27 protein-coding genes are annotated in these 23,738 nt (G+C 68.2%); 17 read left to right on the forward strand and 10 right to left on the reverse strand.

Annotation, left to right across the window (positions count from 1 at the left end; all coding sequences use genetic code 11):
- The first annotated feature begins 45 nt into the window (after nt 1–45).
- On the forward strand, nt 46–1,179 hold the full coding sequence (locus CA236_RS12710) for a DUF2332 domain-containing protein (RefSeq protein WP_125945880.1): 1,134 nt from the start codon (nt 46–48) through the stop codon (nt 1,177–1,179).
- Nucleotides 1,180–1,207: 28 nt separating this feature from the next.
- On the opposite strand, the gene CA236_RS12715 is transcribed toward CA236_RS12710, so the two are convergent.
- Genes CA236_RS12715 through CA236_RS12730 form a run of 4 tightly spaced genes read right to left on the reverse strand, consistent with a single transcriptional unit; the run spans nt 1,208 to nt 3,548 of the window.
- Nucleotides 1,208–2,110: a pirin family protein gene (locus CA236_RS12715; RefSeq protein ID WP_125945881.1), complete on the reverse strand. Its 903-nt coding sequence runs from the start codon at nt 2,108–2,110 to the stop codon at nt 1,208–1,210.
- Nucleotides 2,100–2,564, reverse strand: coding sequence for an NUDIX domain-containing protein (locus CA236_RS12720; RefSeq protein WP_231621956.1), 465 nt, complete (start codon nt 2,562–2,564; stop codon nt 2,100–2,102). The genes CA236_RS12715 and CA236_RS12720 overlap by 11 nt, the downstream gene beginning before the upstream one ends.
- The gene (locus tag CA236_RS12725; protein ID WP_125945883.1) at nt 2,557–3,261 is read right to left on the reverse strand and encodes a glutathione S-transferase; all 705 of its coding nucleotides are present in this window, start codon (nt 3,259–3,261) and stop codon (nt 2,557–2,559) included. Before CA236_RS12725 ends, CA236_RS12720 begins: the two co-directional genes overlap by 8 nt.
- Nucleotides 3,258–3,548 carry a BolA family protein gene (locus CA236_RS12730; RefSeq protein ID WP_046409729.1) on the reverse strand — a complete coding sequence of 97 codons (291 nt, stop codon included), beginning with the start codon at nt 3,546–3,548 and terminating at the stop codon, nt 3,258–3,260. Before CA236_RS12730 ends, CA236_RS12725 begins: the two co-directional genes overlap by 4 nt.
- A gap of 78 nt (nt 3,549–3,626) precedes the next feature.
- Here CA236_RS12730 and CA236_RS12735 point away from each other — a divergent pair, with 78 nt between their 5' ends.
- Both CA236_RS12735 and clpS read left to right on the forward strand, forming a co-directional pair.
- Nucleotides 3,627–4,175 (forward strand): DnaJ domain-containing protein, encoded by a 549-nt coding sequence (locus tag CA236_RS12735; protein ID WP_186313994.1) that lies wholly within the window; start codon nt 3,627–3,629, stop codon nt 4,173–4,175.
- Nucleotides 4,176–4,268: 93 nt separating this feature from the next.
- On the forward strand, nt 4,269–4,595 hold the full coding sequence (gene clpS / locus CA236_RS12740; RefSeq protein ID WP_046409990.1) for an ATP-dependent Clp protease adapter ClpS: 327 nt from the start codon (nt 4,269–4,271) through the stop codon (nt 4,593–4,595).
- Between the two features lie 21 nt (nt 4,596–4,616).
- Here the strand turns inward: clpS and pyrC are convergent, their stop codons facing one another.
- Nucleotides 4,617–5,657: a dihydroorotase gene (pyrC, locus tag CA236_RS12745; protein ID WP_125945884.1), complete on the reverse strand. Its 1,041-nt coding sequence runs from the start codon at nt 5,655–5,657 to the stop codon at nt 4,617–4,619.
- 50 nt (nt 5,658–5,707) lie between these two features.
- On the opposite strand from pyrC, the gene CA236_RS12750 reads away from it, so the two are divergent.
- The gene (locus tag CA236_RS12750; RefSeq protein ID WP_125945885.1) at nt 5,708–6,430 is read left to right on the forward strand and encodes a folate-binding protein YgfZ; all 723 of its coding nucleotides are present in this window, start codon (nt 5,708–5,710) and stop codon (nt 6,428–6,430) included.
- Nucleotides 6,431–6,445: 15 nt separating this feature from the next.
- Here the strand turns inward: CA236_RS12750 and CA236_RS12755 are convergent, their stop codons facing one another.
- Nucleotides 6,446–7,267, reverse strand: a complete 822-nt coding sequence (locus tag CA236_RS12755; RefSeq protein ID WP_046409735.1) for an LD-carboxypeptidase — start codon at nt 7,265–7,267, stop codon at nt 6,446–6,448.
- An 86-nt stretch (nt 7,268–7,353) separates the two neighbouring features.
- Between CA236_RS12755 and CA236_RS12760 the strand changes: the two genes are divergently transcribed.
- The 9 genes from CA236_RS12760 (at nt 7,354) to CA236_RS12800 (ending at nt 14,116) form a co-directional block, all read left to right on the forward strand.
- Nucleotides 7,354–8,763: a Mur ligase family protein gene (locus CA236_RS12760; RefSeq protein WP_125945886.1), complete on the forward strand. Its 1,410-nt coding sequence runs from the start codon at nt 7,354–7,356 to the stop codon at nt 8,761–8,763.
- On the forward strand, nt 8,760–9,038 hold the full coding sequence (locus CA236_RS12765; RefSeq protein WP_241212642.1) for a DUF6356 family protein: 279 nt from the start codon (nt 8,760–8,762) through the stop codon (nt 9,036–9,038). The genes CA236_RS12760 and CA236_RS12765 overlap by 4 nt, the downstream gene beginning before the upstream one ends.
- Nucleotides 9,039–9,111: 73 nt before the next feature.
- Nucleotides 9,112–9,828, forward strand: a complete 717-nt coding sequence (locus CA236_RS12770; RefSeq protein WP_125945887.1) for an alpha/beta hydrolase — start codon at nt 9,112–9,114, stop codon at nt 9,826–9,828.
- The gene (locus tag CA236_RS12775; RefSeq protein WP_125945888.1) at nt 9,825–10,595 is read left to right on the forward strand and encodes a hypothetical protein; all 771 of its coding nucleotides are present in this window, start codon (nt 9,825–9,827) and stop codon (nt 10,593–10,595) included. The genes CA236_RS12770 and CA236_RS12775 overlap by 4 nt, the downstream gene beginning before the upstream one ends.
- Nucleotides 10,596–10,605: 10 nt before the next feature.
- Nucleotides 10,606–11,064 (forward strand): VOC family protein, encoded by a 459-nt coding sequence (locus CA236_RS12780; RefSeq protein WP_046409743.1) that lies wholly within the window; start codon nt 10,606–10,608, stop codon nt 11,062–11,064.
- A complete protein-coding gene (locus CA236_RS12785; RefSeq protein WP_125945889.1) occupies nt 11,064–11,495 on the forward strand; it encodes a VOC family protein in 432 nt (143 codons plus the stop codon). Before CA236_RS12780 ends, CA236_RS12785 begins: the two co-directional genes overlap by 1 nt.
- A complete protein-coding gene (gloB, locus tag CA236_RS12790) occupies nt 11,485–12,237 on the forward strand; it encodes a hydroxyacylglutathione hydrolase (RefSeq protein WP_241212643.1) in 753 nt (250 codons plus the stop codon). Before CA236_RS12785 ends, gloB begins: the two co-directional genes overlap by 11 nt.
- Nucleotides 12,238–12,290: 53 nt before the next feature.
- Nucleotides 12,291–12,719, forward strand: a complete 429-nt coding sequence (locus CA236_RS12795) for a hypothetical protein (RefSeq protein ID WP_125945890.1) — start codon at nt 12,291–12,293, stop codon at nt 12,717–12,719.
- 74 nt (nt 12,720–12,793) lie between these two features.
- Nucleotides 12,794–14,116 carry a cystathionine gamma-synthase family protein gene (locus CA236_RS12800; RefSeq protein WP_125945891.1) on the forward strand — a complete coding sequence of 441 codons (1,323 nt, stop codon included), beginning with the start codon at nt 12,794–12,796 and terminating at the stop codon, nt 14,114–14,116.
- Between the two features lie 50 nt (nt 14,117–14,166).
- Here the strand turns inward: CA236_RS12800 and CA236_RS12805 are convergent, their stop codons facing one another.
- Nucleotides 14,167–14,835, reverse strand: coding sequence for a TetR/AcrR family transcriptional regulator (locus CA236_RS12805; protein WP_125945892.1), 669 nt, complete (start codon nt 14,833–14,835; stop codon nt 14,167–14,169).
- Nucleotides 14,836–14,992: 157 nt separating this feature from the next.
- Here CA236_RS12805 and CA236_RS12810 point away from each other — a divergent pair, with 157 nt between their 5' ends.
- A complete protein-coding gene (locus CA236_RS12810; protein WP_125945893.1) occupies nt 14,993–16,210 on the forward strand; it encodes an LLM class flavin-dependent oxidoreductase in 1,218 nt (405 codons plus the stop codon).
- Nucleotides 16,207–17,067, forward strand: a complete 861-nt coding sequence (locus CA236_RS12815; protein WP_125945894.1) for an SDR family oxidoreductase — start codon at nt 16,207–16,209, stop codon at nt 17,065–17,067. The genes CA236_RS12810 and CA236_RS12815 overlap by 4 nt, the downstream gene beginning before the upstream one ends.
- A 40-nt stretch (nt 17,068–17,107) precedes the next feature.
- On the opposite strand, the gene CA236_RS12820 is transcribed toward CA236_RS12815, so the two are convergent.
- Entirely contained in the window at nt 17,108–18,628 is a 1,521-nt protein-coding gene (locus CA236_RS12820; protein WP_206430562.1) for a hypothetical protein, read from the reverse strand.
- Nucleotides 18,629–18,805: 177 nt separating this feature from the next.
- Between CA236_RS12820 and CA236_RS12825 the strand changes: the two genes are divergently transcribed.
- Nucleotides 18,806–19,876, forward strand: coding sequence for a zinc-binding dehydrogenase (locus CA236_RS12825; RefSeq protein ID WP_241212644.1), 1,071 nt, complete (start codon nt 18,806–18,808; stop codon nt 19,874–19,876).
- The gene (locus tag CA236_RS12830) at nt 19,873–20,889 is read left to right on the forward strand and encodes an alpha/beta hydrolase (protein ID WP_241212645.1); all 1,017 of its coding nucleotides are present in this window, start codon (nt 19,873–19,875) and stop codon (nt 20,887–20,889) included. Before CA236_RS12825 ends, CA236_RS12830 begins: the two co-directional genes overlap by 4 nt.
- 133 nt (nt 20,890–21,022) lie before the next feature.
- Here the strand turns inward: CA236_RS12830 and CA236_RS12835 are convergent, their stop codons facing one another.
- Together CA236_RS12835 and CA236_RS12840 are read right to left on the reverse strand one after the other, a co-directional pair.
- Nucleotides 21,023–21,703, reverse strand: coding sequence for a nitroreductase family protein (locus tag CA236_RS12835; protein ID WP_125945895.1), 681 nt, complete (start codon nt 21,701–21,703; stop codon nt 21,023–21,025).
- 139 nt (nt 21,704–21,842) lie between these two features.
- Nucleotides 21,843–23,672 carry a DUF885 family protein gene (locus tag CA236_RS12840; RefSeq protein WP_125945896.1) on the reverse strand — a complete coding sequence of 610 codons (1,830 nt, stop codon included), beginning with the start codon at nt 23,670–23,672 and terminating at the stop codon, nt 21,843–21,845.
- Between the last annotated feature and the right edge of the window lie 66 nt (nt 23,673–23,738).

Below are 23,738 nucleotides of genomic sequence, written 5' to 3' on the forward strand. Positions count from 1 at the left end.
CAACATCGCGGCCACGTGCAATATCCTGTGCAAAGGGGAAATCGGGTGGCTGACGAAGCGACGAACCGCGGCGCGTTCCTGATCCAGCACCATTATTGCACGGCGATGGATGCGCCGATCACGGCGCGCGTGTGCCGGGCACTGGCCACCGCGATCACCCGCGACAGCGCGGCCGGACGCCGCGTGCTGGACTGGCCGGGCGAGCCGACCGTCGACGCGCTGCCGCTGCGGCTGGTGGGCGGATTGCATGCGCTGCACCGTGCCGGTGCCGACGCGGGGCTGACGCGGGTGTTTCGCGGCGAGGTGGTGGACGAGGGGGAGGTGGCGGCGATCCTCGCGCAGGTGCTGGTGGCGCATGACGCGGCGCTGCTGCCGTGGCTGGACGGGCCGCCGCAGACCAACGAGCCGGGGCGATCGGCGGCGCTGATGACGGGATTGCTTCAGGTCGTGCGGCGGTTCGGCCAGCCGATCGAGCTGCTGGAGATCGGATCGAGCGCCGGGCTGAACCTGCTGATCGACCGCTATCGTTTCGACCTGGGCGGGACGATCGTCGGGCCGGATGCGTCGCCGGTCACGATCCGGCCCGAGTGGCGCGGGGCGGCACCGGCGCCCGAAGCGATGCGCTTCGCGTCAGTGCGGGGGGTCGATATCAACCCGATCGACGTGCGTGATCCGGCGGCGGCGCAGCGACTGATCGCCTATAGCTGGGTCGATGTGCCCGAGCGTGCCGCGCGGCTGGAGGCGGCGTTCGCGATGTTCGCCGCCGATCCGCCGCGGCTGGACGCTGGCGACGCGGCGGCGTGGATCGAGGAGCGGCTGGCCGAGCCGCAACCGCGCGGCGTGACCCGCGTGCTGATGCATTCGGTGGTGTGGCAATATCTGGGGCCGGAGCGGCAGGCGCGGATCCGGGGCGCGATGCTGGCGGCAGCGCAGGCAGCGGATGAGGAGCGGCCGCTCGCCTGGGTACGGATGGAGCCCAACAAGCAAAGCGCGGTGCAGGAAGTGTGGGTGCAGGCATGGCCGGGCGCGGCGACGCCGGTGCGAGTCGCGCAGACCCATGCGCATGGTGCGTGGGTCGCGCCGACCGACCCCGCCGAGACGCCTGAAGGCGGCGATTTCGTCGAGGGCGGGGAGGGATATTGGGCGAACGAGGCCACGCGCCGCCTGGCCGGGGCGTGACCGCGCCCGCGGCCAGCGACGTGCGCCGTCAGGGGTAGCTGACGGTCTTGGGCTGGCCGGGGATCGGGATCCATTCGATCTCGTCGCCCGGGACGACGGGGAATTCGCGTGCCATCCATGCGCGCTTCGCCTCCTGGATGCGTTCGCGCGAGGAGCTGACGAAATTCCACCACACATGGCGCGGGGTGGCGAAGGCGTCGCCGCCCGCCAGCATCGCGCGCGCGCCGCTGGTGCTGCGCAACGTGGCGGCGATGCCGGGGCGAAGGACGTAGAGCCGCTGCGGTTCGAGGGCCACACCCTCCAGCGTGGCTTCTCCCTCGACCAGATAGATGGCGCGTTCGTCGGCGGCGGCGTCGATGGGCACGCTGGCGCCGGGGGCGAGCGCGATGTCGGCGTAGATCGTGCCGGCATAGGTGGTGGTCGGCGCACGCTTGCCCCACAGGTCGCCCATGATGACGCGGGCGGTGACGCCGTCGCCCTCGATCACGGGCAGGTCGGCGGCGGGGACATGCTCAAAGGCCGGATCGATTTCCTCCTGTCCGTCGGGCAGCGCGAGCCAGGTCTGGATGCCCGACAGCGCCGGGCCGTCGCGCCGCGCCTCCTCCGGCGAGCGTTCCGAATGGACGATGCCACGCCCGGCGGTCATCAGATTGACCGCGCCGGGGCGGATCACCGTCTGCGTGCCGAGTGAATCGCGGTGGCCGATCGCGCCGTCGAACAGATAGGTGACGGTGGCGAGATTGATGTGCGGATGCGGGCGCACGTCCATCCCCTCGCCGGGCGGCAGGTGCGCCGGGCCCATCTGGTCGAAGAACAGGAACGGCCCCACCATCGTCCGCTCGCGATGCGGCAGGGTGCGGTGGACCTTGAACCCGCCGATATCGTGGGTGGCGGGCAGCAGGGTCAGCTCGATCAGGTCATCACGCGTCATCGGTCGCTTCCAGCATAAGGAGAAGGTCGTCGGGGAAGATGGTCTCGGGCCAGCCGGCGATCTCGTCACGGCGGAACCAGCGCCACTGCGTCATCACGCGGCGTTCGAGATCGGTGTGGCCGGAGGTGTCGACCGCGTCCGCATCGACGTTGATGCGGAACCAGCGTTCGTCGGCGGTGACCTCGACCCGTTCGATGGTGAGGAAATCGACCCAGCGTTGCGCCACTTCCGGGCCGGGATCGGCGCGGATGCCGGTTTCCTCGAACAATTCGCGGCGCGCGGCATCGGGGTAGCTTTCGCCCGGATCGCAGGCGCCGCCGGGCGTGCACCAGAAGGGCGCGCGATCATCGGGCGTGAAGCGGAACAGCAGCACGCGAGATTCGCGGTCGACCAGCAGGATGCGCGCGGCGGGGCGAAGCGCGCGGCCGATGCGGGCGGTCGCCGCCTCAGTCACCGTCGAGCTCGGGATAATGGCGGAAGATGCCGGTGGTGTTGAACGGCGCGCGACGATCGCTCGCGAGATAGGCGGCGATACCGGGCAGCGCGGCCACCGCATCGCGGATGGCGACGACGCCGGGATAGTCGCGCTCCAGCGCCGCCATGCGCCGCGGGAACATGTAGCGCAGGCCCTCGACCAGCTGGAACAGCGAGGTGTCGGCATAGCTCCAGCGATCGTCGATCAGCCAGACGCCCGGATTGGCCCCGGCCGCCTGTTCGAAATGGTCGAGGAACTTGGGCAGCCGCTCGGTACGGAATTGCTGGGCGGCGCGCGCGGCCTCGGGCTTCTGATCCTCGTAATAGGCGCCGAGCTCCACCGGATGGTGGATGTTGTGCACCTCCGCGACGATGTCGGCGATGGTCAGCTGCAGTTGCAGGATCCAGTGGCGGTCGGCGGGGGCGGCGGGCGCGAGATCGTGCTGCTGACCAAGATAGAGCAGGATGTTGGCGACCTGCGCGATGCGGACGCCGTCATGCTCCAGATAGGGCGGGGCGAAGGGCGCGCGATCGCCGGCGGCCATATTTTCCACCAGCGCATCGACCGAACGGGTGCGGGCGCAATCCTCATAGGCGATCCCGGCCGCCTCCAGCGGCAGGCGGACGAATTCGCCGCGGCCCTGCAGGCCGGGCCAGTACCAGAGGCGATAGGTCATCGTGGCTCCCCGGGGGCGACCGTCTTCATCGCCAGTGCGTGGACGTGATCGCGCAGCAGATCGGCCAGCGCCTGGTTCACCAGCCGCTGCCGCGCGACGCGGGTGAGGCCGGCGAAAGCGGGGCTTTCCACCACCACGCGGAAGTGCGATTCGCCCGAGCCGTCGTCGCCGGCATGGCCGCGATGCTGCGCGCTTTCGTTGATCACGTCGAGGTGCGTCGGGCTGAGCGCGTCGGTCAGACGAGCGGCGATTGCGTGCTGGATCGGGCCGGTGGCAGGCTGGGTCATGCCGCCTATATAGTCCGTTTTGCTGGGGATGTTCTGATTTTGGCGAAGGATCGGCCGAACGCACGGTTTCATGGAAGGATCGAAGGGGACCGGCCGTGCGAGGCGCCGGGCTGCGATGCGGCCGGGGAATTTCGCGCGCCGCCGCTGGACGGGCCAGCGCGCGATGGCCCGCCGCGGTTCCGCTGGTTCTGCCTCGACCATGTCCGCGCGTTCAATTCGAGCTACAATTATTTCGACGGGATGAGCGCGGAGGAAATCCACCATGCGCAGCGGCCGATGGCGGGGTGGGAACGCGAGACTCGCGCCTTCGCCCGTGCCGGTGGCGGCGACCAGGGGCCGCGCTGGGCCGATTTTTCCGACCCGCTGGACGCGATCGGTGCGCGCTATCGCCGCGAACGGGCGCCCGAGCGGAGCGACGGCAAGCCATTGTCGGGGCAGGACCGCGCGAGCCTGAAGGTGCTGGGGCTGGCCCCCGATGCGGACCGCATGGCGCTGCGCAAGCGCTACAGCGAATTGGTGCGCCGTTATCACCCCGACCGAAACGGCGGTGACCGCAGCCATGAAGCAATGCTACAGAAGGTCATCGCGGCCTATCAGCAGTTGCGGCAGGCACCGGCCTTTGCGTGAGGGGCGTGCGGCGCGGGTGCGGGCATGTTCGGCCCTTGCCCTTGATCCAAGGCTTGCCATATTTCGGCGGAAACAATGACCAGCATCCTGACCATGGCAGAACGTCGAGACAATGACGGCGAAGGCACCGGCGTGGGCGTGGCCACCCGCACGCGCGCCAAGATCAAGGAGCCGACGCCGTACCGCGTGCTGATGCTGAACGACGATTATACCCCGATGGAATTCGTCGTTCTGTGCCTGCAGCGGTTCTTCCGCATGAATGCGGAGGAGGCAACGCGCGTCATGCTGCACGTCCACCAAAAGGGCGTCGGCGTGTGCGGTACCTTCAGCTATGAAGTGGCGGAGACGAAGGTCGGGCAGGTGATGGATTTCGCCCGCGCCAACCAGCACCCGCTGCAATGCACGCTGGAAAAGGCCTGAGCCTTTTCCCGCCGCCGGCGATCAGCCGGCGACGACCCGCCAGCCCAAAGTCTCGCCGGCGTGGAACGGCACGACCGACTCGGTGTCGTTGCCGATCCGGTCGGGCACCGTCTGGTCGACACGCTCCAGCGTGATCGTGCCCTCGTTCAGCGGCAGACCGTAGAAGCGCGCGCCGTTCTCGCTGACGAACGCCTCGAACCGGTCGAGCGCGCCTTCCTCGTCGAACACGCGGATGTAGCTTTCCAGCGCATAGGGCGCGTTGAAGATGCCGGCGCAGCCGCAGGAGGTTTCCTTCGCCGCGACGACGTGCGGCGCGCTGTCCGTCCCCAGGAAGAACTTGGCCGATCCCGACACCGCCGCCTTGCGCACGGCGAGACGATGCTGCTCGCGCTTCGCCACGGGCAGGCAATAAGCGTGCGGGCGGATGCCGCCGTCGAAGATCGCGTTGCGGTTGATCAGCAAATGTTGCGGGGTGATCGTCGCGGCGACGGTATCGGGCGCCTTCGCGACATAGTCCGCCGCCTCTCGCGTGGTGATATGTTCCATCACGATCTTGAGCGCGGGAAAATCGTCGACCAGCCGGCGCAGCGTGCGATCGATGAACACCGCCTCACGATCGAAGATGTCGATGTCCTTGTCGGTGACCTCGCCATGGATCAGCAGCGGCATGCCGATCGCCTGCATCCGTTCCAGCACCGGCGCGAGCGCGAAAATGTCGGTCACGCCATGCGCGGAATTGGTCGTGGCGTGCGCGGGATAGAGCTTGCAGGCGGTGAACACGCCCTCGGCATGCGCGGCGGCGATCGCGTCGGGATCGGCGCCGTCGGTGAGGTAGCAGGTCATCAGCGGCGTGAAATCGGTTCCCGCGGGCAGCGCGGCCATGATCCGGTCGCGATAGGCGCGCGCGGCGTCGGCGGTGGTCACCGGCGGGGTCAGATTGGGCATGATGATCGCGCGGGCGAACTGCCGCGCGGTGTAGGGCGCGACCAGCTGAAGCATCGCGCCGTCGCGCAGGTGAACGTGCCAGTCGTCGGGGCGGCGGATGGTGAGGCGGTCGGTCATCGGACAATCCGGGAGCTTGGAATAGGGCCGGAACGCCCTAGCTTGTCGGCATGACCAACGCCACCATGCTCACCGATCGCGCCGTCCTACGCCTCAGCGGGGAGGATGTTCGCGGATTCCTGCAGGGGCTGGTGACCAATGATGTCACGGGGCCGCTGCCGGTGTGGACGGCGCTGCTGACCCCGCAAGGCAAGGCATTGTTCGATTTCCTGGTGTGGGCCGATGGCGAGGACCTGCTGCTCGATTGCGAGGGGGAGCAGGCCGACGCGCTGGCCAAGCGGCTGACGCTGTATCGGCTGCGGCGCAAGATCGCGATCGCGCGCGACGATTCGCTGGCGGTGCATTGGGCCGTGGACGGCAGCGAGGGCGTGCCCGACCCGCGGCTCGCCGCGCTGGGGCAGCGGTGGATCGCCGCGCCCGGCGAGGCGGCGGAGGGCTGGCTGGCCCACCGCCTGTCGCTGGGCGTGACCGAGGGGGTCGGCGAGCTGGGCAGCGGCGAGACATTGTGGCTGGAATGCAATGCGCGCGAGCTGAACGGCGTCACTTTCGGCAAGGGATGTTATGTCGGGCAGGAGAATACCGCGCGGATGAACTACCGCTCCAAGGTCAATCGCCGGCTGGTCGTCGCGCCGCTGACCGAAGCGGGGGACCGGACGCGAGCGACCTATCCCGCACTGGGGCTGATGGTGGAGCATCGCCGGGTCGAGTCGCTGGGCGATGCGATCATCCCGCCGTGGCTGGCCGACGCGCTCGCCACGGCACCGGCCGACTGACCGGCGGGTAACGGCTCAGGCGAGGCCGAACGGCACGACGCGGTTGGTCTGGGTATGGCCGACCTCCGCCGGGCCGAGGAACGGCACGCCCATGTCGCGGCACCAGCGGCGGATCATCGTGTCCAGCGTCTCGCCCCAGCGCGGATTATTGTCCTTGATCGCGGTGACGGCGCCGAGGCGCACACCGGCGATGCCACGCAGCTGCGTCGCGTTGGCCATGGTGAACAGCAGCCGGTCGACATTGTAGAGCGGCTCCGCCACTTCCTCGATCAGCAATTCGTGGTCGGTGAGATCGGGTAGCCAGGGCGTGCCGATCAGTGCGCCGAGGATGGCGAGGTTGAAGGCGGCAGCGGGGCGGCGGCCGAGGCCCGGCTCCAGCCCCTGCCGTTCGCCGCGCGCGATCCAGCCGAGCGAGCGGGCGACCGTGGCGTCGCCGCCGCCCGAACTGCGCAGCACGTCGACCGGCATCGGCCCGTGCGCGACCTGGCCGATGCGGCGGGCGTAAAGCGCGGCGAGCATGAAGCCCATGTCCGAATAGCCGACATATTTCTTGCGCCGTGCCGCGTCGTTGAGCTGCGGCATGACGGCGTCGAGGATTCGGTTGGAGCCATAGCCGCCGCGCGCGAACCAGATCGCGGCGAAACCGGGATCATTGGCGAATTCGAGGAAGGCGGCGGCGCGGCGCGCGTCCGGGCCGGCGAAATGACCGTCGCTTTCCCAGCATTGCGGATGGAAGACGAGCTCCACCTCCGGATAGGCGAGCGCGGCATAAGCGGTGAGCGGGGCGACCATGTCGGGGCTGGCGCTGTTCGCGGGCGCGACGATGCCGATCCTCACGCCTGCACCCTTCGTATCGGCCGCAATGTCATGTGCCTCGTCGCCTTCGCCTTGCCCAAGCCCCGCGGCGGCGATAGCCCGCGGCCATGCAGGACGGCAACATCGCAGGAAAACGCTTCTTCTTCGTCGGTGTCGGCGGATCGGGGATGATGCCGCTGGCGATGATCCTCGCCGGGCGCGGCGCGAGCGTTGCGGGATCGGACCGGGGCCTCGACCAGGGGCGGGTGCCGGCCAAGTTCGCCGACCTTGAGGCGAAGGGCGTCGCGCTGTTCCCGCAGGACGGCAGCGGGATTACCTCGACCGAGCAGATCGTCGTCGCCTCCGCCGCGGTTGAGGATACGGTCGCGGACATTGTCGCGGCGACGCGGCTGGGCTGCCCGCGGATGAGCCGTGCCGAGCTCAACGCGGCGCTGTTCAACGCCAGCCGGCTGCCGATCGGGGTGGCGGGGACGAGCGGAAAATCGACGGTTACCGGGATGATCGCGCGGATCCTGCACGATGCGGGGATGGATCCGACGGTGATGAACGGCGCGGTGATGAAGGATTTCGCCGGCGCCGACCGGCCGTTCGCCAGCGCCTTGGTGGGCGAGGGGGCGCCGTACGTCAGCGAGGTGGATGAGAGCGACGGGTCGATCGCGCTCTACACGCCGCGGATCGCGGTGCTGAACAACGTCAGCCTTGACCACAAGTCACTGGAAGAATTGAACAATCTGTTCGGCGACTTCATTGCCAAGGCGGGCCACGCGATCGTCAATGCCGACAATCCCGATGCCGCGGCGCTGGCGATGCGGGTGCCGCGGGAGCGGGTGACGACATTCTCGCTGGGCGGCGAGGCGGATCTGGTGGCGCGCGATGTGGTGGAGGAGCCGTTCGCGGTGTCCTTCACGCTGAACGGTGAAAGCGTCCGCCTGGGTGTTCCGGGGCGGCATAATGTCGCCAATGCGCTGGCCGCTACCGGGGCAGCTTTGGCCGCGGGCGTCACGCTGCCGGCCGCTCTCCGGGGAATTTCGGCCTACACCGGTTTGAAGCGCCGGTTCGACGTCATCGGCACCGCTGACGGGGTCACGGTGATCGATGATTTCGGGCACAACCCTGACAAGATCGCCGCCACGCTTGCCACGCTTCACGCCTTTCCGGGCCGGCTGCTCGTCCTGTTCCAGCCGCATGGCTATGGTCCGTTGAAGACGATGCGGCGCGAACTGGTGCAGACGTTCCTCGACGGGCTGGGCGTCGATGACCTGCTGGTGCTGCCCGACCCGGTCTATCAGGGCGGGACGGTGAGCCGCGAGGTGACCAGCGCCGATATCGCCAATGACATAACGATCAGCGGCGGCAATGCGCGCCATATCGCCGAGCGGGCGGCGGCGGCGGCGCATCTGGTGGCCAATGCCCGGCCGGGCGACCGGATCGTGGTGATGGGCGCGCGTGACGATACGCTGCCGCTGCTGGCCGCGGAGATGCTGACGCAGATCGACAGGCGTGATAAGGTCTCATGATGCGCACGACCAATCCCACCCTGTTCCGCCGCCTGTTCCTGGATCACCCCGAGTCCGTCGGGGAAAGCTATGCCGAGCATTTCGGCGTCGCGACGCGGTTCGGGATGCGGATGCTGGCGGGCGGCGTGGGCGCAGTGATCCACGGCGTGCTGCCGTTCGCGTTCAAGACCACCGGCAGCCGCACGATCGCCGAGCTGCATGCCGAGATGGTCGCCAAGCGCACCGCGAAGCGCGATGCGGAAACGCAGTTGAAGACGGTCGAATATGTGATCTGATCGCGGCGGCGCGGCGTCGCATCGCGATGCTGTCGCCTTTCGCAATCGGGCGATCGCCCCTACATCGCGCGCGATGACCGAAGCCCAGCGCCCCCGCCTCGCCTATCACCTGACCGAGGGCGACGGCCCGACGATCGTGTTCCTGCCCGGCTATGCCAGCGACATGAGCGGCACCAAGGCGCTGGCGCTGGAGGCCTGGGCGCGCGAGAACGGCCGGGCGTTCCTGCGGTTCGACTATGCCGGCTGCGGCGAGAGCGAGGGCAAGTTCGAGGATCAGTCGCTGACCGACTGGCGCGACGATGCGCTGGCGATGATCGACCATGCCGTCGAGGGCCCGGTGGTGCTGGTGGGATCGTCGATGGGCGGGTGGATCATGCTGCTGGCGGCGCTGGCACGGCCCGATCGCGTGGTCGGCATGGTCGGTATCGCCGCCGCGCCCGATTTCACCGACTGGGGATTCAGCCAGCCCGAAAAGCTCTACATCCTGCAATATAACAAGCTGGAGCGGGCCAACCCCTATGGCCCGGCGCCGACCGTCTATACCCGCCGTTTCTGGCAGGCGGGCGAGGCGAGCCGGCTGATGCACGGGCCGATCGCGATCGATTGCCCGGTGCGGCTGATCCATGGCCAGCGTGACCCCGACGTGCCCTGGGCGCAATCGGTGCGGCTGGCCGAGCTGATCCGGTCCGACGACGTGCAGTTGATTTTGGTGAAGGACGGCGATCATCGCCTGTCGCGCGAGGCGGACATTGCGCTGCTGACCCGATTCGTCGGGGGCCTGCTGCCATGATCCTGCTTCTTGCCGCGCTTCAGGCCGCGACCCCTTCGGCGGCGGCGCCTCCCGTTGCTGCGCCATCGGTTGCCGCTCCCTCGGTGACCAGCTGCGTTGCGCTGGCTGCGCAGGATCCGGTTGCGGCGGAGCGGCGAGCGTCGCTTGATCGCAGCGCGGCCGGGCGCGGCTGCCTGGGCCTGGCGCTCGCCGGGCAGAACCGTTTTCCGGCGGCGGCCGCCGCGTTCGAGGAAGCGGCGCGGGCGGCGGAACTGGCGCAGGACGAGGCGGCGGCGCGTTACTGGGCGCAGGCCGGCAATGCCTGGCTCGCCGGGCAGGATGCGGCGAAGGCGCGATCCGCGCTCGACGCGGCGCTGGCGGCGGGCACGCTGACCGGCATGGAGCGCGGCGAGGCGGCGCTCGACCGCGCCCGTGCCTTGGTGGCGATCGGCGACAGCAAGGCGGCGCGCGCTGACCTCGACATGGCGGTGAAGGATGCGGCGGACGATCCGCTCGCCTGGCTCCTGTCGGCGACGCTGGCGCGGCGTGACGGCGACCTGGGCCGGGCGCGCGCCGATATCGCGCAGGCGCTGCGCCGATCGGCCGATGACGCGCAGGTGCAGTTGGAAGCGGGCAATATCGCCGCCGCGGCGGGCGACGAGGCCGGCGCCAAGGCGGCGTGGGGGGAAGCGGTGCGGCTGGCGCCCGATCGGCCCGCGGGACAATCGGCGGCGCGCGCGCTGGCACAGTTCGGCGCTGACGAACAGAAAGGCGGCGAACAGAAATGAGCATGGAGGATTGATGCGCTATCTGCACACCATGATCCGGGTCACCAACCCGGAAGAGACGATCAAATTCTTTGAGGTGCTGGGCCTGAAGGAAGTGCGCCGTACCGAGAGCGAGGCAGGGCGGTTCACGCTGATCTTCCTCGCCACGCCGGACGACATGCGCGGGCCGGGCGAGCGCGCCCATGCCGAGGTGGAGCTGACCTATAACTGGCCGCCCGAGGATGGCAGCGCGCCGGAGGAATATACCGGCGGGCGCAATTTCGGGCACCTCGCTTATGATTGCGACGATATCTACGCGACGTGCCAGGCGGTGCTCGACGCCGGCTATACCGTCCACCGCCCCCCGAGGGACGGCTATATGGCGTTCGTGAAGACGCCCGACGGCATTTCGATCGAGCTGCTTCAGCTGAACGGGCCGAAGCCGCCGCAGGAACCCTGGGCGTCGATGCCGAATACCGGGACCTGGTGATGCCCGCGCCCGCGCGACTGATCGTGAACCTCGACGTTCCCGATCTCGCGCGAGCGGAGGCCTTTTACTGCCGCGCGCTCGGCCTGCGGGTCGGGCGGCGGATCGGGGCAGGCGCGGTCGAGCTGCTGGGGCTGGAAGCGCCGCTCTATCTGCTGGAACAGGCGGACGGCAGCGTGGCGAGCGATGCCTCGCCGGCGCGCCGCGATTATCGCCGGCACTGGACGCCGGTGCATTTCGACATTGCGGTGGATGACCTCGACACGGCGCGCGCGGCCGCCATCGCGGCGGAGGCGGTGGACGAGACGGGGGTGCGTGCGGCACCCTATGGCCGGATCGCGGGCTTTGCCGATCCGTTCGGCCACGGTTTCTGCCTGATCGAATTCAATGAAAGGGGCTATGATGCCATTGTCACAGGAGAGGGTGCCGGCTGAAGCAGCGACGGGGGCGCTGGAAATCGTGCGCGTGCCGGTGCTGAGCGACAATTACAGCTGGCTGGTCCACGACCCCGCATCGGGCGCGACGATGGTGATCGATCCGGGCGAGGCGCAGCCGGTGCTGGATGCGGCGGCGGCGCGCGGGTGGACGATCACCGACATCTGGAACACGCATTGGCACCCCGATCATGTCGGCGGCAATGGTGCGATCGTCGCGGCGACCGGTGCGCGGATCACCGGGCCGGAGGCGGAGCGCGAGAAGATCGGGCAGATCGACCATGGCGTGGGCGAAGGCGATGTGGTGACGCTGGGCGCGCATCGCGCGGCGGTGATGCGGGTGCCCGGGCATACGCAGGGACATGTCGCCTTCCACTTTGCCGATGACGCTGCGATCTTCACTGGCGACACATTGTTCGCGATGGGCTGCGGCCGGTTGTTCGAGGGCACCCCGGACGACATGTTCGGCAACATGCAGCGCTACGCCACGCTGCCGCCGGCAACGCGCGTCTATTGCGGGCATGAATATACCCAGTCGAACGGCCGCTATGCGCTGGTCGCCGAGCCCGACAATGAGGCGATCCGGCACCGGATGGGCCGCGTGGATGCGGCGCGTGCCGCGGGCGAGGCGACGATCCCGACCACCATCGGCGAGGAGCTGGCGACCAATCCCTTCCTGCGCGCCGACAGCGCCGCCCGACTGGGTGAACTACGAGCGGCGAAGGATAGTTTTCGCGGGTAGAAACGTTGGTGGCGCGACAGGACAAACCTGCGCGCGAGCATGGAGGGATGATGATGGCCAGGGTGCTGACAACCTTTGCGCTTGCCGCGATGGCCGGGGCCGCCGCCGTTGCCGCCACTGGCTGTGCGAGCGGCGCGGGCACCGACCGGCCCGGCCCACAGGAGCGCGACCGGATGCAGCTGGAACGCGACCTCGCGCGGCTGACCCCGCAGCCGCAGGTCGATTGCATCGACACGCGTTTCCGCACCATCTCGCTGCGCGCGATCGGCGACAAGCTGGTCTATCGCGAAGGGCGCAACCGCATCTATGTCAGCAATACCAACGGCGGGTGCGAGGGCGTGGCGCGCGGCGACATGCTGGTCACGCGCCAGTTCGGCCCCCGGCTGTGCCGCGGTGACATTGCGGAAACGGTCGATCGCACGGCGCGTTTCCCGACCGGCAGCTGCGTCATCGGCGCCTTCACCCCTTACGTCGCCAAATGATGGCGGGATGAGGCCACCGGCCGTAAGACTGCCGGCAAGGTGGCGATCAACCTGCCACCGACCGGAGTTACTGAATGACCAAGGAAACCGAAGCCGACCTGACCGGCGTCGCCCCGCGCGTCTCACCCAAGGCGGCGGTCGAGGAGATCGGCGGGCGCAAGCTGAAGCCGGCGACGCTGATGATGGGCCACGGCTATGATCCGGCGCTGTCCGAAGGCGCGCTGAAGCCGCCGATCTTCCTCACCTCCACCTTCGTCTTCCCCAATGCCGCTGCCGGCAAGCGCCATTTCGAGGGCGTGACCGGCAAGCGCCCGGGCGGGGCCGAGGGCCTTGTCTATTCGCGCTTCAACGGGCCGAACCAGGAGATCCTGGAAGACCGGCTGAGCGTGTGGGAAGATGCCGAGGATGCGCTGACCTTTTCCAGCGGCATGTCGGCCATCGCCACGCTGTTCCTGTCGATGACCAAGCCGGGCGACACGATCGTCCATTCCGGCCCGCTTTATGCGGCGACCGAGACGCTGATCGCGCGAATCCTGGGCAAGTTCGGCGTGAAGTGGCTCGACTTCCCGGCCGGTGCGACGCGCGAGGAGATCGACGCGGTGCTGACCGAGGCTGCGACCGGCAATGTCGCGCTGATCTATCTCGAAAGCCCGGCCAACCCGACCAACGCGCTGGTCGACGTGGAAGCGGTCGCGGCGAGCCGTGACGCGATCTTCACCGGCGAGAACAAGCCGCCGATCGCGATCGACAACACGTTCCTGGGGCCGCTGTGGGCCAAGCCGCTGCAGCAGGGCGCGGACATCGTCGTCTATTCGCTGACCAAATATGCCGGCGGCCATTCGGACCTGGTGGCGGGCGGCGTGCTGGGATCGAAGGAGCACATCAACACCATCCGGCTGATGCGCAACACGATCGGCACGATCTGCGACCCGAATACGGCGTGGATGCTGCTGCGCAGCCTCGAGACGCTGGAACTGCGCATGAGCCGGGCGGGCGAGAATGCCGCCAAGGTGTGCGAATTCCTGGCCGCGCATCCCAAGGTGGAGAAAGTCGGCTACCTCGGCTTCCTGGAGCGGGGCGAGAACAAAAGGCAGGCCGACATCTATCGCCGCCATTGCAGCGGCGCGGGTTCGACCTTCTCGCTGTACCTGAAGGGCGGCGAGCCGGAGGCGTTCGCGTTCCTCGACGCGCTGAAGATCGCCAAGCTGGCGGTGAGCCTCGGCGGCACCGAGACGCTGGCGAGCCACCCGGCGGGGATGACTCACCTGTCGGTCGCCGATGATCGCAAGGCGGCGCTGGGCATTACCGACAATCTGGTGCGCATCTCGATCGGCGTCGAGGATGCCGATGACCTGATCGCCGATTTCGACCAGGCACTGGCCGCGATCAAGGCGTAATGCAGAAGGGCGCCGCCCCGGCCGCGTGCCGGGGCGGCGCCCGAATGGCCCTAGGCGGCGACGACGGCCGGGCGCAGCGTCATCAGGTCGCGCTGATAGCCCATCAGCTTTTCCTCGATCGCGGCGCTATATTCGGGCGTCGCCGCGCCGCGCAGCACCAGCGCATAGCCGTAGCTGACATGCGCCTCAATCTCCTGCACGTCGATCGCGCCGAGCACCCAGGCGAGCATCGCGGCGACATAGACGCCGTCGAGCGCGTGGAGCAGCGGATCAAGCTCCAGCCCCGGCAGCAGCGCGCCTTCGTTGCGCGCCTCCCCCAGGAGCGAGAACCAGAAACCGTAGCGCTGCGGCGACTGAAGCTCACCGCGCAATTCCTTGCTGTCGAAGCGCAGCGCCTCGGTCCACAGGGTGCGGTAGAAATCGGGGTCGTCGGCGAGATAGGCGATGGTGATCGACACTGCCTGGAAGATGCGGTCGACCGGGCCGACGCTGCGCAATTGCGAGAAGCGTTCGTGGAATTCGCGCACATCCTCCAGCAAGGCGATGACGATCGCGCGTTTCGAGCCGAACAGATTGTAGGGCGTGGTGAGCGATACGCCGGCGCGCGCCGCGATGGCGCGCATCGACAGCCCGGTGTCGCCGGTTTCCTTGATCAGATCGCGGGCGGCCGCGATGATGCGGTGGCGACGCTCAGCCTTCGCCTCCTCGCGGCGGCTCATCCGTAATTCCTCTGCATGGCATGGACCCTAGGCACCCCGTCCCTTAGCCGCAACGCCGCGCCGGGGCAAATTATCATAACATGTTGCAGAATCCATATGGCCTCCGCCGGTGGTGCGGCGTAGCATCGCCGCCAAACAGGGCAGGAGGAGAGAAGAGATGGCGGGAGAGAGGATTCGCTTCGGGGCGTTCATTGCGCCCTTCCACCCGTTGAACGAGAACCCGACGCTGGCGCTGGAGCGCGACCTGGATCTCGTCGTCCACATGGACAAACTGGGCTATGACGAGGCGTGGCTCGGCGAGCATCATTCGGCCGGCTACGAACTGATCGCCAGCCCCGAATTGTTCATCGCCACCGTGGCGGAGCGGACGCGGCACATCCGGCTGGGGACCGGCGTGTCGTCGCTGCCGTACCACCACCCGTTGATGCTGGCGGACCGGATCAACCAGCTGGACCATATCACCCGCGGGCGCGTGATGTTCGGCGTCGGACCGGGCGCGCTGCCATCGGACGCGTTCATGATGGGCATTCCCGTCGCCAAGCAGCGCGACCGGATGGACGAGGCGATCGACGTGCTCGTCCCGCTGCTGCGCGGTGAGCAGGTGACGAAGAAGACCGACTGGTTCGAGCTGAACGAGGCGCGGTTGCAGATGCTGCCGTACAGCCGCCCGTCAGTGGAGATCAGCGTGGCGAGCCAGGTGTCGCCATCGGGCGCGACGGCGGCGGGGCGGCACGGCCTGGGGCTGCTGTCGATCGGCGCCACGCAAAGCGGCGGGTTCAATGCGCTGGCGTCCAACTGGGCGATCGCCGAGCAGCAGGCGGCCGATAGCGGCACGCGCGTCGACCGTAGTCAGTGGCGGCTGGTCGGGCCGATGCATGTCGCCGCGACGCGCGAGGAGGCGCGTGCGCAGGTCCGCTTCGGCCTCGACAAATGGCTGTACTATTTCCGTGAGGTGGCGGCGCTGCCGCTCGCCCCGGCGGATGGCAGCGACCCGGTCGACGCCTTGGTCAATTCGGGCATGGCGGTGATCGGCACGCCCGAGGATGCGGTGAAGCAGATCGAGCGGCTGCGCGAGCAATCGGGCGGGTTCGGCGCGTTCCTGATGATGGACCACAATTGGGCCGAATGGGACAATAAGAAGAAATCCTATGAGCTGATCGCGCGCTACGTCATGCCGGCGGTGAACGGGGTGAACGCCAATCGCGAGGCGTCGATCGAATGGGCGGCGGCGAACCGCCCGCGCTTCATCGGCGAGGCGCAGGCGGCGGTCGGCGCGCGGCTGGCCGACCATATCCAGAAGAAAGGGACGGAGAATATCCGCCCCGAAATCCTGGCCGCGATGGGCCTCGACAAGAAATCGGAGGCGGCGGAATGAGCGGCGTGGACGGCGGCGCGCGCGCCAATGGGCGCAAGGCGATCTTCATCACCGGCGCGGCATCGGGCATGGGGCTGGAGACCGCGCGGCTGTTCGCCGGCGAAGGCTGGTTCGTCGGCGGGGTGGACGTCAACGAGGCCGGGCTGGCGCGGCTGAGGGATGAGCTGGGCGCGGACAATTGCCTTGTCCAGCGGCTCGACGTCACTGATCGCGAGGCGTATCGCGCGGCGCTCGACGCCTTTGCGGCGTGCACCGACGGCAAGCTCGACCTGCTCTACAACAATGCCGGGATCGGGCGGGGCGGGCCGTTCGCCGACCAGCCGTGGGACGATGTGCTGGCGGTGGTACAGGTCAATTTCATTGGCGTGCTGACCGGCATCCATCTGGCGATCCCGCTGCTGAAGGCGACGCCGGGGTCGCTGTGCTTCACCACATCCTCCTCGTCGGCGACCTATGGCATGCCGATGATCGCGGTCTATTCGGCGACGAAGCATGCGGTGAAGGGGCTGACCGAGGCGCTGGCGATCGAGCTGAAGCCCTATGGCGTGCGCGTCGCCGACGTGTTGCCGGCGCTGATCGATACGCCGATCCTGCCGGAAGGCGCGGCGGCGAGCGCGCCCAAGGCCGGCGTGTTCCGCGCCATTCCGCCACGCGAGGTCGCCGAGACGGTGTGGGAGGCGTATCACAGCGACACATTGCACTGGTACGTGCCGCGCGAGCTGGTGCGGCTGGACCATATGGCGACGCTGGAGCCGGAGCGGACGCGCGACGAGATGGCGGCGGGCAAATTGTTTGCGACGATCGACGCCGAGGTTGCTGCCGCGACGCCGATCCCGATCGGCGCCACCGCCGGGTGAGGCGTGGGGCGCGCGGGCACGCCGCGCGCCCGTGCTGCGGTCAGGCGGCGAGCATGTCCGCCTGTGGATCGAGCCCCAGCCGCGCCATCAGTTCGGGGCGGTCCGGGCCGGGGATGGGCGCATAGGCCGCGGCATTGCGCCGTCGCCCGCGCGCCCAATAGCTCAGGACCTTGCTGAGGTTGGCGGGCCGTTTCAGCCATGCCTCGGGATGTTCGAGCATGTGGAAGCCGCGCATCATCGCGCGCATCAGATTGATGTCGGATCGCGCCGCGATGGTGATGCCGTCGTCGACGAAGCTCTTGGCGAGGCGCGCCTTGACGCGCGGGCGGTGGCCGGGCGTCAGCGTCGCGCGCGCGCGGCGGATGGCGGAGCGATCCTGTTTCAGCATCAGGTCGTAATAGGGCTTCACCTCTGCGCGGATGCCGCCGTCATAGACCAGCAGGCGCGCGGCCGGATCGCTGCCCGAATCGAGCGCGCGGCGCAGCACGCCCGCGCTGACCGCAGCGAGCGAACAGCCGCGGCCATAGAGCGGGTTGGTGCGTACCAAGGCGTCGCCAATCGCGAAATAGCCGAGCACGGCCGGTCGCCCGTCCGTGACGAGGCTGCGCCACCGGCTGTGGAGGTCGCCCATGCCGATGACCTTGCCGACCGGTTCCGATTTTGCCGGATCGACCCAGGGCGCCATGCCCGGCATCGCCATGCAGATGCGCTGGAACATGTCGCCGTCCATCACCGCGCGGCGCAGGCCGTGTTCGATCTCCGGCACGCACAGCGTGATCGAGAAACGATGGTTGTCGGCCGGAAAGACGCCGAACTTCAGATAGCCAAGGTCCCCCGAGGCGGCGATCTCGCCGCGCGGCGGCTCCTCCTGCCCGTCGTGGAGGCGGTAGTGGCGGGTGAAATAGAGCACGCCGGCGGTCTCCGCCGCTTCGCCGATCGGTGCGCCGGCCTTGATCAACTGCTCGATCAGATTGGCCGCCTTGCCGCCAGCGTCGACCACCACGTCGGCGCGGATTTCCTCGCGCCCGTTGACGGTATCGGCGATTACCCCGGTGACGTGGATCAGGCCCGAGCCGTCGCGATCCTGGATAAGCTCGCGCACCTTCACCCCGCTGCGGATCGTGACGCCGGGAAGCTGCTCCACATAGCGGCGGATGACGAGTTCGATCGTCGTGCGCCGGCTGGTGATGATGGTCAGATCCTCATCCCCCGGCGCGGGCACGTAGCGCGCGCGCAGTGTGGGCGGCAGCATGTCCGGGAAGGCGATGTCGCGGCACCCGGCGGCGTAGAGATCGGCGAGCAGCTGGGGATGTTCGTCGCGGATGATGTTGCGCAGCCGGGCGAGGAAGGCGTGGCTCTGCCGCAGCTGGCCGACGCCGCGGCGCTGCCACTGGTCGAACGCCACATCAGGGCCACCCTCCGGCGGGGCGTCGTCACGTTCCAGCAGCAGCAGCCGGCGCGTGCCGCCGCCCAGCCGCAGCGCAGTGCACAGCCCCGCAATCCCCGCGCCGACCACAATAACCTGTTCCTGCAGCCTGCCGGGCACGCTGTTGCCGACCATTCGTCCCTCCGACCATGATTGACGGCCGGATACGCCAAATACCGATCACGTGCAATAAATACGAACATGTTATGATTATAAGGGTTGCGCCGGACGAGGGCGCGCGCCACCATGCGACGCATGATCCGCCGGAACAGGCCGGACGACAGGAGAGGGTGGCTCGCGATGCGCGCAGTGGTGAGACGCAACAAGCAATTGGTGTGTGACGAGGTACCCGATCCGACGCCCGGTCAGGGCGAGGTGCTGGTCAAGACGCTGGCCTGCGGCATCTGCGGTTCCGACCTTCACGCCGTCCATTCGTTCGAGAACATGCTGGAACTGGGCGAGCGGACGGGCGAGAAATCGCGTACCGACCCGTCGAAGGACATGATCTTCGGCCATGAATTCTCCGCCGAGATCCTCGATCATGGCCCGGGATCGGCGAAGACGCTGAAGGCGGGGACTCGCGTCGTTTCTATGCCGATCGCGATGAAGCCGCAGGGCTATGAGGCGATCGGTTATTCGAACAATTATCCCGGCGGCTACAGCGAGCAGATGGTGCTGAGCGAGGCGATGCTGATCGAGGTGCCCAACGGGCTCAGCGACGTGCAGGCCGCGATGACCGAGCCGTTCGCGGTGGGCGAACACGCCGTCGCTATGTCGGCGGCGGGGCCGGACACGGTGAACCTCGTCATCGGGTGCGGGCCGGTGGGCCTGGCGGTGATCGCGGCGCTGAAATCGCGCGGGCTGGGCCCGGTGGTGGCGGCCGATTTCTCGCCCGCGCGGCGCGCCGTGGCGGAGAAGATGGGCGCCGACATCATCGTCGATCCGGCAAAGGAATCGCCGCATACCAAGTGGAGCGAGCTGGGCGTGCCGCGCACCTCGTCCGAGCGGATGGCCGCGATGATGAGCGGTCAGGCCGGCAAGAAGGCGATCGTGTTCGAATGCGTCGGCGTGCCCGGCGTGCTGCAGAACATCATCGAATCGGTGCCGGTGGGCACGCAGGTGATCGTGGTCGGCGTGTGCATGGAGACCGACAAGATCGAGCCGTTCCTGTGCATCAACAAGCAGATCGATTTCCGCTTCGTGCTTGGCTACACCGCGGGCGAATTCGCCGCGACGCTGGTCAATATCGCGGATGGCAAGATCGACGTGCTGCCGGCGATCACTGACGAGGTCGGGCTGGATGACGTCGCCGCCGCCTTTGCCGCGCTGGCCGACCCGGAAAAACAGTGCAAGGTCGTCGTCCGGCCGGAGTTGCGGGCATGAGCGCGCCGATGAACGATGCGATGGAAGCGCCGCGCGCGCTCGCCGAGGCAATGCCGCCGGTGCAATATGCCGACACCAACGGCATCCGCATGGCCTATTATGAGGTCGGGCCACGGGGCGAGGGCGTGCCCGTCATCTTCTGCCACGGCTTTCCCGAACTGGCGTTTTCGTGGCGGCACCAGCTGGCGGCGTTCGAGAAGGCGGGGCGCTGGGCGATCGCGCCCGACCAGCGCGGCTATGGGCTGACCAGCCGGCCGGAGAAGGTCGAGGATTATGACCTCGAGCATCTGACCGCCGACATCGCCGGGTTGATGGACGCGCTGGGTATCGAAAAAGCGATTCCCTGCGGCCATGACTGGGGCGGGATGGTCGTGTGGCAATTCGCGCTGCGTTATCCGGAGCGGTGCGCGGGGGTGATCGGGGTCAACACGCCGTTCCTGCCGCGCGGCGAGAATGATCCGATCGCCGCGATGCGCCACGTCTATGGCGATGACATGTACATCGTCTGGTTCCAGAAGCCGGGGGAGGCGGATGCCGCGCTGGGCGCCGACCCGGAACGGTCGATGCGCTATTTCATGCGCAAGCCGATGCTGACGCTGAAGGAATATGAGAAGCTGCCGGCCGAGCAGCGCACGCTGGCGCTGGGCGAAGGGCTGAAGCTGTACGACCCGGCGACCGACCAGCAGCAATTCCTGAGCGACGACGAGATTGCGGCCTTTGCGCAGACCTTTGCCGCGACCGGCTTCACCGGCGGGATCAACTGGTACCGCAATTTCACGCGCAACTGGCAGGCCTCGGCGGACCTTGTCGAGAAGGTCGAGGTGCCGTCGCTGATGGTGATGGCGGAAAATGACGTGGTGCTGAGTCCGGCGATGGCCGAGGGGATGGAACGCTACGTGCCGGATCTGGACAAGGTGCTGGTCGAGAAATCGGGCCATTGGACGCAGCAGGAATATCCCGACGAGGTGAACCGCGCGATCCTGGGCTGGATGGACAAGCGCTTTCCGCGCTGAACGACGGCGGGAGGAGGGGCTCCCGCCCGTTCATCTGGGCCTGTCGGCGCCGAACCGCGGCACTCCACGTCGGTTCGGATCGCCGGCAGGCTCTTTCTTGTTTTGCGCCCGCTTCCGACCGCGCGCCTGCGCGTCAGTCGGCGAAGCCGACGAAGCGGGCTGCCTCGCTCACCGGCTTGCGGCGCGACACGACGGCATTGGCCGGGAAGCTGTCATCGGGCCAGCCCATGGCGACACAGGTCTGGATCACCTGATCGTCGGGGATGCCGGCATGTTCGCGCACTACCGGTGATTGCATGATCCCCTGGCTGTTGATGACGCAGCCCAGCCCCCGCGACCAGGCGGCGTTGACCAATGCGGTGGTGACCGCGCCGCAATCGAACGGCGCGATGTCACTGCCCAGCAGCACGCGATCATAGGTGATGACGATCGAGACGGGGGCGTCGAACTGGCGGAAGCCGCGCAGCACCCAGTCATGCCGCTTCGCCTTGTCCTCGCGCGCGATGCCCATTGCGCCGAACAATTGCTTGGCGATCTCGATCTGCCGCTCGCGGTGGACGCCGCCATAATCCTCGCCCAGCCGGAATTCGCGCGAATGGGGCACGCCGGCGAGGTTGCGCTCGGTATTGCCCTGGCGGATGCGGTCGAGCGGTTCGCCGGTGACGACGGTGAAGTTCCACGGCTGCGTGTTGAGCGAGGAGGGGGAGCGCATGGCGAGCGCCAGCACTTCCTCGATCAGCGCGCGGGGGACGGGATCGGGCTTGAACCCGCGAATGCTGCGGCGGCCGTTCACGACGTCGTCATAGGTCTGCATTGGTGCCTCTCCCGTATGTGCCCCGACCCCTAACACAAACGCCACCGCCGCAAAGGCGCAGGATCGACGGGATCCTGCCTCCTTAGCGAGGGTGGCGTAGGTGGCGGCGCAGATGGCGGCCCGGAAAGGCCGGGCGGCGTTACGCCTTCAGCATCCGCTCTGTCACCATGCGTTCCAGGATGGTCAGCGGCATCGCGCCGTCGAGCAGCACCGCGTGGAACTTGCGCGGGTCGAAGGCGGCGCCCTGCTTCTGCTTCACCGCATCGCGCAGGCGCGCCCAGACGGTGTGGCCGATCTTGTAGCTGCACGCCTGGCCCGGCCAGACGGTGTAGCGGTCGATCTCATTCTGGCTGCGGCCGCGCGCGATGCCGGTGGTGGCGATGAAGTAATCGGTCGCCTTCTCGCGGCTCCAGCGCTTGTGATGCATGCCGGAGTCGACGACGAGGCGCGTCGCGCGGAACAGCAGCGACTGGAGATAGCCGACCTGGCCGAGGGGATCGCCCTCGTACATACCCATTTCGTCCGCCAGCTGCTCCGAATAGAGCGCCCAGCCCTCGGTATAGCCGCTGAAGCCGCCGCGGCGGCGGATGAGCGGAATGTCCTGCGATTCGAGCGCGGTCATCACCTGCAGGTGATGGCCCGGCACCGCCTCGTGATAGGACAGGGTGGCGAGGCCGAACTTGGGGCGATCGAAGCTGTCGCGCAGGTTGATGTAATAGATGCCCGGGCGCGACCCATCGAGCGAGGCGTTCTGGTAATAGCCGCCCGGAGCGCCCGCCTCGATCGACTTGGGCACGCGGCGGACCTCGACCGGCGCCTTCGGGATGAAGGAGAATTGCTCGGGCAGGCGCTTCTGCATGGCGACGACCTGCGCGCTGAGCTGCGCGACCAGCTGCTCCTTGCCGGCGTCGGTGTTGGGATAGACCTGATCCGGGCGCTTGTTGAGCGCGACCAGCCGCTCACCGACGCTGCCCTGCGTCATGCCCTGTGCCTTCAGGATGCCGTCGATCCGGTTGCTGATCTCGGCCACCTGGGCAAGGCCGAGGCGATGCACTTCCTCGCCCGACATGGCGACGGTGGTCGCGGCCTCGACCGCCGCAGCGTAATAGGCCTCGCCATCGGGCAGGCGCCATGCGCCCGCGTCGTGGACCGCACGACCGCGCAGCTCGGTGATCAAGGCGCGCTGGCGATCGAGCGCCGGGAACACCTGCTCATTCATGATCTTCGTCGCTTCGGCGACGCGTGCGTCGGGGAGGTTCGCAGCCTTCAGCTTGCCCGCCAGCGCCGTCACCGGGACGGTCGAGGCGGCCGGCTGATCGCGCAGCCCGCCCATCAGCTTCAGCGTGGTGTCGAGGACATAGTCGGGCGCGAACACGCCGCGCGCGGCGTCGGCGCGCTGCCGCTCGCTATCCTGATCGATCGCCGTGGCGAAGGCGGCGACGCGCGCGACATAGGCGTCGGCGTCGGCGGCATCCTTGATACGGTGCTGCGCATCGAGGAAATCGGGCACCTCGCGATAAGCGCCGGTCAGATGGGTGAGGACGTAGGGCGTGAACCGGCCCATGCTGGCGCCGTAGGTGAACTTCTCGGCACCGGCGATGCCGCGCTGGAGCTGGTAGGAGACGACCTCGTAATCCAGCCGGGCGGCGGGGGAGAGCGAGGCGGGGTTGATCTGGCGCAGCGCGGCCAGTTCACGCTTCGCGCGCGCCAGATCCTTCTGCGCGCCGGCGGCCGAGCCGTCGTTCAGCTGCGACTTCAGCGCCGCACGCTCACCAGTGTCGAGGCCGAGCGCAGTGGCGCCCTCCGGATTCTCGTCGATCCGCTCGTAGAAGATGCGGTCGAGCAAGGTGCGCAGCTGCTGGTCGTTGGTGCCGGCGGCGGCCGGGGCGGCGGCCTTTTGCGCGGCGGCGGGAACGGCAGTCGCCAAAGCGGCAGCGCCGGTGCTGCCGAGGAAGGTGCGACGATCCATGGTCATACTCCTGGGGGACGGACGTTCGCCGCCGGTGGGCGGCGAACACAAGGGGTTGCGGATGGG

Source organism: Sphingomonas sp. ABOLG (assembly GCF_003950435.1).
Taxonomy (GTDB): domain Bacteria; phylum Pseudomonadota; class Alphaproteobacteria; order Sphingomonadales; family Sphingomonadaceae; genus Sphingomonas; species Sphingomonas panaciterrae.